Annotated in this window: 10 protein-coding genes; 5 read left to right on the plus strand and 5 right to left on the minus strand. The window is 36.2% G+C overall.

What is annotated here, in order from left to right; translation table 11 throughout:
- The 3 genes from ACILQF_RS05385 to pdhA form a co-directional block, all read right to left on the minus strand.
- Positions 1–342 (minus strand): hypothetical protein (locus ACILQF_RS05385; protein ID WP_395626390.1); only part of this gene is annotated, 342 nt, incomplete at its 3' end.
- Between the two features lie 241 nt (positions 343–583).
- Positions 584–2,215 (minus strand): pyruvate dehydrogenase complex dihydrolipoamide acetyltransferase, encoded by a 1,632-nt coding sequence (locus ACILQF_RS05390; RefSeq protein WP_395626391.1) that lies wholly within the window; start codon positions 2,213–2,215, stop codon positions 584–586.
- 38 nt (positions 2,216–2,253) lie between these two features.
- On the minus strand, positions 2,254–3,249 hold the full coding sequence (pdhA, locus tag ACILQF_RS05395) for a pyruvate dehydrogenase (acetyl-transferring) E1 component subunit alpha (protein ID WP_395626392.1): 996 nt from the start codon (positions 3,247–3,249) through the stop codon (positions 2,254–2,256).
- Positions 3,250–3,520: 271 nt separating this feature from the next.
- Between pdhA and ACILQF_RS05400 the strand changes: the two genes are divergently transcribed.
- Positions 3,521–4,066: a C40 family peptidase gene (locus ACILQF_RS05400; RefSeq protein WP_395626393.1), complete on the plus strand. Its 546-nt coding sequence runs from the start codon at positions 3,521–3,523 to the stop codon at positions 4,064–4,066.
- Positions 4,067–4,278: 212 nt separating this feature from the next.
- Complete coding sequence (locus ACILQF_RS05405; protein WP_395626394.1) at positions 4,279–5,211, plus strand: SPFH domain-containing protein; 933 nt, start codon at positions 4,279–4,281, stop codon at positions 5,209–5,211.
- A 257-nt stretch (positions 5,212–5,468) separates the two neighbouring features.
- On the opposite strand, the gene ACILQF_RS05410 is transcribed toward ACILQF_RS05405, so the two are convergent.
- Both ACILQF_RS05410 and ACILQF_RS05415 read right to left on the minus strand, forming a co-directional pair.
- Positions 5,469–7,601: a carboxy terminal-processing peptidase gene (locus ACILQF_RS05410; protein ID WP_395626395.1), complete on the minus strand. Its 2,133-nt coding sequence runs from the start codon at positions 7,599–7,601 to the stop codon at positions 5,469–5,471.
- Positions 7,602–7,726: 125 nt separating this feature from the next.
- Complete coding sequence (locus ACILQF_RS05415) at positions 7,727–8,749, minus strand: tetratricopeptide repeat protein (protein WP_395626396.1); 1,023 nt, start codon at positions 8,747–8,749, stop codon at positions 7,727–7,729.
- Positions 8,750–9,044: 295 nt separating this feature from the next.
- Between ACILQF_RS05415 and ACILQF_RS05420 the strand changes: the two genes are divergently transcribed.
- The 3 genes from ACILQF_RS05420 to ACILQF_RS05430 form a co-directional block, all read left to right on the plus strand.
- On the plus strand, positions 9,045–10,325 hold the full coding sequence (locus ACILQF_RS05420) for a replication-associated recombination protein A (RefSeq protein ID WP_395626397.1): 1,281 nt from the start codon (positions 9,045–9,047) through the stop codon (positions 10,323–10,325).
- A gap of 29 nt (positions 10,326–10,354) precedes the next feature.
- The gene (locus ACILQF_RS05425) at positions 10,355–11,827 is read left to right on the plus strand and encodes a DUF5687 family protein (RefSeq protein WP_395626398.1); all 1,473 of its coding nucleotides are present in this window, start codon (positions 10,355–10,357) and stop codon (positions 11,825–11,827) included.
- A 1-nt stretch (position 11,828) separates the two neighbouring features.
- On the plus strand, positions 11,829–12,166 hold a 338-nt coding region (locus tag ACILQF_RS05430), incomplete at its 3' end, for an ATP-binding cassette domain-containing protein (protein WP_395626399.1).

Consider the following 12,166-nt stretch of genomic DNA (forward strand, 5'->3'; position numbering starts at 1 on the left):
CAAAAAATACACCATTGCATTTAAAGATTGAGAATGTTTGGCTAAATCAAGACTGTCCAATTTAAGCTCTTTCTCGTTCAAAAACCTTTTAAATCCTTCATTATCAATGATATCATGAAATATACCTGAAGAATCTACAAAAGTACGCTCATAGCGAAATTGGCCTTCATTTTGCATGACCTTGAATTTAATATTTCTAAAAGTAAATTCAAGGCTAGCGTTTTTTAGCTTATCCATTCGATAATAGGCGATACTCTTATCAACTATCTTTTGAGGGTTTGGGGAATTTAAACAGGATGAAAAGATAAAAAGAATGATGATATAAGTGAAGGTCTGTTTCATGTCGAAAATATTTAAAAAAATGATTTTACAAGATATAAACTAGTTTTCATACGTGATAAATTACCAATATCACCTCAGTCAGATTAAATTAAAAAAGGTCAAGTTAAAGCCCTCAGTAAGTTAAATTTAAGCAAAAATATATCAAAAATTCTAACAGCTGATTGAGTGTAAAAAAATTGTTCTCAAACAAAAATGCCTTTCAGTATTAAGCTGAAAGGCATATAAATAGGATTCTATTGAATTAAACGAGTAATCTTACAGGCTCCTCAAGCAATGCTTTCAAAGTTTGCAAGAATGCAGAACCTGTTGCACCATCAACCACGCGATGATCACAGCTAAGCGTAACTTTCATTACATTTCCAGGAACAACAGCTCCATTCTTAACAACAGGAATTTGCTGAATTCCACCAATTGCTAATATACAAGCATCAGGTGGATTGATAATCGCAGTAAACTCATCAATACCAAACATTCCAAGGTTTGAAATCGTAAATGTTGAGCCTTCCCAATCAGAAGGTTGCAATTTCTTGGATTTGGCACGCTGTGCAAAATCTTTTACCTCAGCAGAAATATGAGAAAGCGATTTCCCATCAGCAAAACGCACCACAGGAACGAGTAAACCATCTTCTACCGCAACAGCCACACCAATATTTACATGCTCATTATAACGGATTGTATCTCCTAACCAAGATGAGTTAACATTTGGATGTTGTTTTAACGCTACAGCAACAGCCTTTAATACCATGTCATTAAACGAAATTTTCGAAGAAGAAAACTCATTGATTTTAGTACGTGCTATTATTGCGCTATCCATATCAATAGACATGGTTAAATAAAAATGAGGAGCACTAAACAAACTCTCAGATAGGCGTTTAGCAATCACCTTACGCATCTGAGAAACAGGCTTCTCTGTATATTTTTCTGTCCCAATAAATTGTGGGATTGGCGCCCTAGTCACTTCTACAGATTTAGATTCTGTTGAAACAACTGCTTTTTGTGCCCCTGGACTAAACCCTTCAATATCTTTTTTAACAATTCGTCCACCTTCAGCACTACCCTTCACTTGGGATAAGTCGATACCTTTATCTTTGGCAATCTTACGCGCCAAGGGCGATGCTTTTAGGCGTGAGCTAGCATCAGACTGGACTTCTTGCTTGGTAGTAGAAGCAGTTTCCTGCACTGGTTTAGCTTCTGCACTAACAGGAGCAACTGCCGTATTAGATTGTGTCTTTGAAACTGAATTAAGAAAAGGAGAAACATCTGTCCCCTCTTTACCTACAATTGCAATAATATCATTAACCTTTGCTGCTTGCCCTTTTTCAACACCCACATATAGAAGTGTTCCATCGGCATAACCTATCACTTCCATAGTCGCCTTATCGGTTTCTACATCAGCAAGAGCATCATCACTTTTTACTTTATCGCCAACTTTTTTATGCCATTGTGCAATTACACCTTCAGTCATGGTATCACTTAAAAGTGGCATACGAATAATGGTAGCACCAAGGGCTTCAGCATCTGCATCGCTACTTGCTGGAGTCTGGGCACTTGCGGCAGCTGGTTTGCTTTCAGCAATTGGCTCTGGAGAAGTATTTTGAGCTGGAGTAGCCGTTAAAAGAGCCTGAAAATCTTCTCCAGGTGCCCCTATAATGGCAATTACTGAATCGACAGGGGCTGCTTCACCCTCCTTAGCACCTATGTACAATAACGTTCCTTCTTGGAAAGACTCAAAATCCATAGTCGCTTTATCTGTTTCTATTTCAGCAACCAGATCACCCGAACCAATTTTATCACCAACTTTTTTATGCCACTTTGCGATAACTCCCTCCGTCATCGTATCGCTCATTTTAGGCATTTTTACTACTTCAGCCATTAGTATTTACAGATTAGTATTTTATAAAAAAGTTTAGGTTAGTCGCGAATAAATGGATAATCAGATTGAACATATACATCTTCATATAATTCAGATGGATCAGGCCATGGTGATTCTTCAGCAAATTTAACTGATTCGTCAACAATTGCCTTTATTTTATCATTAATCTGGTCAAACCAAGCCTCATCAGCATATTGTTTCTCCTCAATAGTAGCTCTTACCACTTCAATAGGATCCTTTGCTTTGTAAGTTTCTACCTCTTCTTTGGTTCTATATTTAGCAGGATCAGACATTGAATGACCTTTAAAACGATAAGTTCTTGCTTCTAAGAAAGTAGGGCCATCGCCTCTTCTTGCTCTTTGAACCGCCTCATCCATCGCATTATGAACAGCAACTGGGTCCATGCCATCTACTGGAGCACATGGCATATCAAAGCCAAGTCCGATTTTGTAGATATCCACCATATTAGTAGTACGAGCAACTGAAGTACCCATTGCGTAACCATTATTTTCACAAACAAAAATTACTGGCAACTTCCATAGCATAGCCATATTAAAAGTTTCATTAAGTGCTCCCTGACGAACAGCACCATCACCCATGTAGCAAACACAAACATTGTCTGTTCCATTATATTGCTCTGCAAATGCAATTCCAGCGCCCAAAGGAATCTGTCCGCCTACAATACCATGCCCACCGAAAAATTTCTTTTCCTTGCTAAACATGTGCATCGAACCACCTTTACCTTTAGAACATCCGGTTACTTTACCATAAAGTTCAGCCATAATTTCATTCGCTCCCATGCCTCTTGCTAAAGCATGTGCGTGATCACGATAAGCAGTTATCATAGAATCATTGGGGCCAAGTACCGACATAGCACCAGCCATGACAGCTTCCTGACCAATGTACAAATGGCAAAATCCTCTAATTTTTTGCTGACCATAAAGTTGTCCAGCTTTTTCTTCAAATTTCCGCATCAACAGCATTGATTCGTACCACTGAAGATAAGTTTCCTTCGTAATTTCTATTGAACTCATTCGTAATCGTATGTGTAATTCTTTTTTTCCTTTATAGGAACCACAAATCTAACCATATCTTCCTAAAAAAAGAATAGTAAGCCGTTTTGTTTGCACTCTTTATCCATAATTTTAATCGTATCTATCTATAAACTATGTCATTAAATTGACAGTTAAGCACTTCGACTTGCGTCAAGTGATAAATTTTTCTATATTTGAAACATTCTGGAAATATAAAGCGTATAAATCTATTCACTCAGTTTATCATTTAAAACTAGAAAAATATTGCAATATGGGTAAAAAAGTAATCTTACTTCTCCTCCTTTTCATTTCTACAGTGTCATTAAACGCACAAACAAATGCAAAGGATCAAAAGGAGAAAAATCAAATTGAAGATCCTGATAATTTAGCTAAAGAATATTTCTCTCAAATTATGGGTGTTGCACTTTCTGCAACCTCTAATTTAAAACTCTATGAATTTATTTACGATTGGATAGGAACTCCTTATCGCTTAGGTGGCGGAACAAAAAAAGGTATTGATTGCTCAGGATTTGCTTTTGAATTATACAATAAAGTATTTAGTACGCTAATTGGAACCAATTCTAGAAATATTTTTAGTATGGTTAATCCAATTAACAAGGAAGAATTGAAAGAGGGAGATTTGGTATTCTTCAAAATTGGAAGTCGCTCAATTACCCACATGGGCGTTTACATGGGAAATAATAAATTTGCTCATGCCTCTAGTAGTAAAGGAGTAATGATCAGTGATTTAGATGAAGATTATTGGAGACGATATTATTATAAAGGGGGCAGATTACTTGCTAAACTTAGAGAATAAGTAAAAAAATATAAATGAAAAGCATCGTAATCAACTTACGGTGCTTTTTTTTTTCCAAATAGCTCCATCAATAGCAAAGTTTTATTACATACAAAATATTGCAAAAGCTAAACCTATAATATTCAAAATCCCACCTATTCTATTCAGAATTGCTCTCTTGACAAAAAATCTGACTATCTTTAGTAAATTTAGAGACAAAAAAAATTAAATATATGTACACGACTTATATTCTCCTATTCTTTGCCATCGTTGTTTTATTCAGTTCATTTGTTACTGTTAAACAGGGTACCATTGCTGTTATCACTGTCTTCGGTAAATACAGAAGGCTCTTAAAACCAGGTTTAAGTTTAAAAATTCCATTAATTGAGTTAATACACTCGCGCGTATCCATTCAAAATCGCGCAGTAGAGCTTGAGTTTCAAGCGGTAACCGTTGATCAGGCCAATGTTTATTTTAAAGCCATGGTGCTTTATTCAGTAAATAATCCGGATGAGGAAACCATCAAAAATGTAGCTTTTAAGTTCATCAATGAGCAAAACTTGATGCAGGCACTAATTCGTACCATCGAAGGAACCATTCGTGCCTTTGTAGCAAGCAAGAAACAAGCAGAAGTATTGAGTCTTAGAAAAGACATTGTAGATCACGTAAAAGATCAATTAGACAATGTGCTCGAATCTTGGGGTTATCATTTACAAGATCTTCAAATTAACGACATCACTTTTGACGAGGTAATATTAACATCAATGAGCCGTGTTGTTGCTTCCAACAACCTGAAGGCTGCCGCTGAAAATGAGGGCCAAGCTTTATTAATAACTAAAACTAAGGCTGCTGAAGCTGATGGAAATGCGATTAAAATTGCTGCCAATGCAGAACGTGAGGCTGCGCAGTTACGCGGTCAAGGTATTGCACTTTTCCGCGAGGAAGTTGCAAAGGGTATGACACATGCGGCCAAAGAAATGCAAACAGCAGACCTAGATACTTCGGTAATTTTATTCACCATGTGGACAGAGGCAATCAAGCATTTTGCTGAAAATGGCAAGGGTAATGTAATTTTCCTTGACGGTTCATCTGATGGCATGAAGCGTACCATGGAGCAAATGATGAGCATTAATATTATGGATACGCAGGAAAAGAAAAAGGCTTAATTATTGATTAAGATTAATTTAAAAGGCTTTAATATTCCCCCAATTCAAACCAATTTATTGGAATGGATTGGGGGATTTTTTGTGTTTGAAGCCCTTATGATTTCAAGCTAAATGAAATGTGTAAGAAAATACAGCACTAATTAAGATCCAAAAAAGGCTAGTAAAATTAATCGAACCCGATCTGATTATAAATAAAAATACCCTTATTAAGTTAAGTATCTAAAATTTGAGGGTAGTCTATTAAACCGGAGCCTTCATTATTTAATTTGAATGAAGTCAGCCATAATTTGTAATCCTTCGTCTCGGATAAAATCTATATCCTCCTTAGCTTTGGTCTCACCTTTTTTCAATGGGGCCAATCCCTTAGCAACACGTTTCTTATTTTCACGTTCTAAGGCTATTGCCTCTCGATCTTCACGTTCCTTCTTAAGTCTTGCCTCATTTAGGGTAATAGACGTTTCCGACTCACGCTTTGCAAATTCAGCGATATCTTCTTGAAGATCTTTGAAATCCGATGATGATTTCATACGCTCTTGATGTAGACTTAAAAGATTTGCATTCACCTTAGCTAGGTTAGCAACAGGCGAAAAAATACTAGGCTGAACTGTATCCCAAACCAAGGCGCGAGGCTCAGAACTCTCTCCGTACTTATCTTTCGGGAATACTGTCGGGAATTCGATATCAGGAACAACACCCTTATGCTGCGTACTGCTACCGTTTACACGATAGAATTTAGCCATAGTCAGGTTAATTTGTCCGAATTCCGGAGCATTGGTTCTAACCGCATTTTCTCCTTTATTGTTTACAGTCTGCAAACCTTTAAGCATGATTTTATCACTTGGACTAATAATTCTCGACATGTCAATACCTTGTTGAACGGTACCTTTTCCATAAGATTGATTACCAATAATCACCCCTCTACCATAATCTTGAATAGCACCTGCAAAGATTTCGGATGCTGAAGCACTAAATCGATCGATTAAAACACCCAACGGACCATTCCAAGCAATCGATTCATCCTCATCTTCACTCACTTCCACTTTATTTCTACGATCACGCACTTGCACAACCGGTCCGGATTTAATGAATAACCCCGTAAGGGTGATGGCTTCAGGAAGAGAACCTCCTCCATTGCTTCTCAAATCAAGAACTACTGCATCCACTTTTTCCCTTTTAAGAGTATCCAATAATAGTTTTACATCACGTGTAGTACTTTTGTAATTCGGATCCCCCGCTTGTAAAGCCTTAAAATCAGCATAAAATGCAGGCAATTGAATAATTCCAATTTTATAGGATTTACCACCTGAATTAACCGTTTTAATGATTTTTTTAGCAGATTGATCTTCAAGAACTACCTTATCCCTAACCAATTCTATGATTTTAGGTGATGATGATAATTCTTGTCCTGCAGGAATAACCTTTAAGCGAACCATTGTACCTTTTGGACCCTTAATTTTGGTAACCGTAATATCTAACCTCCAGCCAATCACATCCACAAACTCACCATCTTTTCCTTGTGCAACCGCAATGATTCGATCATTTGCTTGTAGTGCTTTTGATTTAAATGCTGGTCCGCCGGGAATAATTTCAGCAATTTTAACCACCTCATTTTCCAATTGTAGTCTAGCACCGATACCTTCAAATGTACGAGCCAAATCTTCATTAAATTCTTGCGCTCTATTTGGAACGAAATAGCTTGTATGAGGATCAATAGTTCCGGTAAATGCATTCATAAAAATCTGAAAAACATCCTGATTATTGAATTTTGTAGACTGAGATATTAGATTTTCATAACGTTTTTTCAGAGTTTCCTTAATTTTTGACTGTTCAGTTCCGGTAATCTTCAAATTGAGCATTTCGTACTTAACACGCTTTGACCATAAGCTATTGGATTCTAATTCTGACTTCAACCAAGGCAGTTTTTCACGGTCGTAAGTATAGCTTTCGTTACTCGTAAAATTGAAATCCTTATTAATTTCTGTAAGTGCAAAATTCACGCGATCATTATAGCGCTTTTGATAAACATTAAAAATATAGAAAGCCACACTCAGATCACCATCGCGTAAATCATCATCCATAGTTAAGCGATATTTTTCAAAACCTGCAATGTCGCTTTGTAAAAAATACGTTTTACCGCCATCTAATGCCTTCAAATATTCATCAAAAACAATTGATGAAAAAGCATCATCAATAATTACTTTGTGGTAATGGAAATTTTCCATCAACTCAACCAGCGATTTAGTAATAACTGATTGTTGCTTGTCGGGCTGCAGGTCGCCATCCGCAACAAGTATATTTACTCTTGGATCGGCCTGGCAGGATAAAGCTGCAACAATAAAAAGGGCCAGGAATAATCTCTTTAACATTTCTTTAACTGATTTTAATTTCATTGTAGATTTAGGGATATCCAAATTGATACCAAATTTAAACTTTAAGTATCGCAAAATTCAAATTGATGGCGAAAACTTGTAACATGTTTGTGTAATATTAAGCTCAAAATATTAAAAAACCATCATTAAAAATCAATAGTTTGATTCGTATTTATATTAGTCGGAAGCAATAAGTCTTGTTTCAATGCTGAAAACTGCGATAGAGCTAAATTTGCAGCATTCAAATCACCTAATTTACCATATAACTCATTTAAGTCTTTCTTTATTTCAATTAAATGAAATTTGTATTGATTCTTAACCGCCAGTTGTTCTGCTTCCTTAATATCCTCTAGGGCTAATTGCCAATCACCAATTGCCATTTTGACATGTGCGAGATTTATTAAAGAGTTTACAATGCTTGCTGGATGATTAATTTTCCGGGCAAGCAAATTAGATTGGATATTAAACCATTTGGCCTCAGAAAATCTTTTCTGGCTTTGATAAATAAGTGCCAATTGATCATAACATTTAATAGCACCTAATTTATCATTCAATTTATAGTATAGGAGTGGCAGAGCTTTTTTAAGTACGATGGATTCTGCCTCTTGAAAATTATTTTGGCTCGTCCATGATCGAGCAAGACTCATGTAAGCATTAGCAAGTGATGTATTATTACGAGCACGGGTAGAAATATCCACTAATGCATCACTTGTTCTAATTGCTTCAGAATAACTCCCCTTAAAAGCATAAACACGCGCCAAATTTTGATAGTTTTTAATCATTCCCTCGTTATTCTTAAGTGCAATATTGATGGCTAGAGCTTCGTTAAACATGAGTAGAGCTTTATCCATATCACCATTCAGAGCCTTATGGATTGCATACGAATATATCGCTCCAGCTTCGGCACGGCGATCGCATAAATTTCTATAAAGAAAGATAAGCTGGTCGAATGCACTTAAAGAATCGCTTTTTAGTGACCCAGAGTAAACACCAGCAGAAACAGGAAAAATAAGTGGCGGATTATCTGATGCTCTCAACTGCTCATGCAGTTGTTTGATATTTTCAACTTTTTTTAGACTGGCTAAAACTTCTGATGGATTAGCATTAGCAGAATTGAGTTTTAACGAGTCCAGAATAGAGTTTTTGGGAATTATACTCCAGTGAAGCAAAATAGAATTTAACCGTATAGGTTCAGAGAAACTAGTAATATATAAGCTTGTACTGAAAAAAAGGATTAATAAAAATCGTTTGATGAACATTGGCAAAATGAATAATGCTAATTTTGAGACATAAACATAGCAATTTCAACTGCTTTTCGAACAATTAAATAGTTTTAAAAATCTTTTACCTGTTAAACCTAAGGTATCAATTAAATAGGGTAATTATCTATTTTGAGTATTAAAAAAGCACAAATAATCAATACCTTACAAGAGGCTAGAGCAACTACATTATCATAAAAATTAAATGGCAACAATTCCCCCATTAGCCGAACGAATGCGTCCGGAGACACTCGATGATTATGTTGGACAAAAACATTTAGTTGGCCAAGAAGCCATCTTACGTGTGGCTATTGAAAGTGGCCATTTACCATCCTTAATACTTTGGGGTCCACCGGGAGTTGGTAAAACTACATTGGCATTCATCATTTCAAGACAGTTAAACCGCCCGTTTTTTAGTCTGAGTGCGATCAATTCAGGCGTAAAAGACATTCGTGAGGTAATTGAAAAAGCGGCTTTACTAAAAGAAGAAAATGAAAATCTTCCGATATTATTTATCGATGAGATTCATCGTTTTTCAAAATCGCAGCAGGATTCCCTTTTAGGTGCGGTGGAACGAGGCTTGGTCACACTCATTGGAGCAACCACCGAAAATCCATCCTTCGAAGTTATTTCGGCCTTACTTTCACGAAGTCAAGTCTATATTCTGAAAAATCTTTCCGAAGATGATTTGCTTGAATTATTAAATAAAGCGATAAGCCAGGATAATTATTTAAAGGAAAAGAAGATTATCATTAAAGAACATGAGGCCCTCCTGCGACTTTCCGGAGGCGATGGAAGGAAACTTCTGAATGTACTCGAACTCGTTATAAATGCGGTGAATACCAAAGAGGTGATCATTAACAATGAATTGGTTCTGAAATATGTACAGCAAAACATGGCCATATATGATAAGGCGGGAGAACAACATTACGATATTATCTCTGCCTTTATCAAATCGATTAGAGGCAGTGATCCAAATGCTGCAGTATATTGGCTGGCACGTATGATTGCGGGCGGTGAAGATCCACTATTTATTGCCCGCCGATTAGTTATTTTAGCCTCTGAGGATATTGGTAATGCAAATCCTAATGCACTGCTCCTTGCTAATAACTGTTTTCAGGCGGTGAATGTAATTGGATGGCCAGAATCAAGAATTGTATTGTCTCAAGCGGTAACTTACCTAGCATCCTCTGCAAAGAGTAACGCTAGCTACGAAGCGATTAATAAAGCGCAAGAATTAGTCGCGAGAACGGGTGATCAACCGGTACCCCTACATTTACGAAACGCCCCCACCAAACTAATGAAAAACATTGGCTATGGAAAAGAGTATGAGTATTCACATCAATTTGAAAATAATTTTTCAAAGCAAGAGTATCTGCCCGAAAATCTAAGCGGGACACTTATCTATGATCCAGGAAAAAATAATGCTGAAGAAAAAATACGTGAGCACCTAAAACTTCTCTGGAAAGAGAAATATAAATATTAACTACAAAGAAAAAATTCCTAACTTTAGCTATGATATTAACATTCCTGAACCACCAAATTAAAGCATTTTGGCGCTCAAAAAATACAGGCAAAAGCATTGCCATGCGCATTTTTATGGCAATTCTAGTAATATATCTTTTGCTAAATGTATTAGTTTTGGCATTTTTTATGGATACCATACTTGAAAAAACTTTTCCCAATCAGAATAGCATCCAAACCTTCAATAGTTTCATTCTATATTACTTTTTAATGGACTTATTAATGCGTTTCCAATTGCAGGAACTTCCAACTCTGGCTGTTAGACCCTATTTGCATCTGCGACTTAAAAAAAATCAGTTAATTAATTACCTATCCATCACTTCTTTAAGCAGTGCATTCAACCTCACACCACTTCTTTTAAGCATGCCGTTTTTAGTTAAGGTGCTAGTGCCGGTGCATGGCTATCTAGTATTTGGAGCATATGTTATAAGTATTTTGGGCTTAACCCTTACAAACCACTTTTTTAGTTTGTGGATTAAACGAAAAATTAATCTGAATGCCATTTGGATGCTTATTTTCTTTGGAACCCTCTTACTATTTTTTTCATTAGATTTTTACTTTAAGCTCTTTTCCATTTCAGCACTATCTGGTCAAATTTTTAGCCTTTTATTGAGTAATCCGATCATTTGCCTAATCTTTTTAACGCTTGCAGCAATTATCTACCTGATTAATTTCAGGTATTTGAAAAGCAATTTATATCTGGAAGAGCTTAGTAAAGCCAGTGTTTCTCATAAATCGAGCACTGAAATACCTTTTTTAGGAAGATTTGGATTAGCAGGAGATTTAGCAGCAAATGAACTCAAACTAATTCTGAGAAATAAGCGCCCACGATCGGTGATTATGACGAGCATTGTATTTATGTTCTACGGTCTGATTTTCTATAATAGGCCTGATTTATCAGATTACCCCATTCTCTTTTGTGGGATGTTCATGACCGGCATCTTCATCATTAATTATGGGCAGTTTATGTTTAGCTGGCAAAGTGCTCATTTTGATGGGATATTGGTGAGCAAAGTAAGCATTAAAGATTTTTTTAAAGCGAAGTTTCTATTGTTTACCCTCTTCTCTTCCGTCACGTTTGTGTTAACAATCCCCTATGTTTATTTTGGATGGAGAGTATTAATTATCCATTTTGTTATGCTCATTTGGAACTTGGGAATCAATACCGTTTTGGTTTTATTTTTTGCCAATCAGAATTACAAAAGAATTGATCTGAGTAAAGGTTCGGCATTCAACTGGGAAGGTGTTGGGGCATCGCAATGGATTTTGTCGCTCCCTCTCTTAGTAAGTCCATTTATAGTATATTATCCATTTAGTGCAATGGGCTATCCGGATGCTGGAATTGCATTTATTGGCTTCTCCGGACTAATTTTCATTTTAACCAGAGATTTTTGGTTAAACTTACTAATCAAACAATTTCAGAAAAAACGTTTTACTATAGCAGAAGGATTTAGAAATAACTAATATGATTGAGATACAAGGATTAAAAAAGGGATATTATGGGGTAAATGTGGTAAATATCCCACAATTAACTATCAAAAAAGGCGAATCTATCGGCCTAATTGGGAATAATGGTGCCGGCAAAACAACTTTATTTCGAATGATACTCGACCTAATTAGGCCCGACGCTGGCGAAGTGTTATCCCAAGAAAAAAATGTTTCTTCCACTGAAATTTGGAAAGAATATACCGCATCTTATTTAGATGAGGGGTTTTTAATAGATCACCTCACACCAGAGGAGTATTTTCAATTTATCGGAGGACTGCACAATAAAAACAAGACGCAAGTAGAGGCAGAACTACA

The sequence above is a fragment of the Daejeonella sp. genome, assembly GCF_044232565.1.
GTDB lineage: Bacteria > Bacteroidota > Bacteroidia > Sphingobacteriales > Sphingobacteriaceae > Daejeonella.

Bases quoted from the DNA above. Each gene is read 5' to 3' on its own strand.
- ACILQF_RS05390 (WP_395626391.1), bottom strand. From the start codon at position 2,215: ATGGCTGAAGTAGTAAAAATGCCTAAAATGAGCGATACGATGACGGAG.
- pdhA (WP_395626392.1), bottom strand. From the start codon at position 3,249: ATGAGTTCAATAGAAATTACGAAGGAAACTTATCTTCAGTGGTACGAA.
- ACILQF_RS05400 (WP_395626393.1), top strand. From the start codon at position 3,521: ATGGGTAAAAAAGTAATCTTACTTCTCCTCCTTTTCATTTCTACAGTG.
- ACILQF_RS05405 (WP_395626394.1), top strand. From the start codon at position 4,279: ATGTACACGACTTATATTCTCCTATTCTTTGCCATCGTTGTTTTATTC.
- ACILQF_RS05410 (WP_395626395.1), bottom strand. From the start codon at position 7,601: ATGAAATTAAAATCAGTTAAAGAAATGTTAAAGAGATTATTCCTGGCC.
- ACILQF_RS05420 (WP_395626397.1), top strand. From the start codon at position 9,045: ATGGCAACAATTCCCCCATTAGCCGAACGAATGCGTCCGGAGACACTC.
- ACILQF_RS05425 (WP_395626398.1), top strand. From the start codon at position 10,355: ATGATATTAACATTCCTGAACCACCAAATTAAAGCATTTTGGCGCTCA.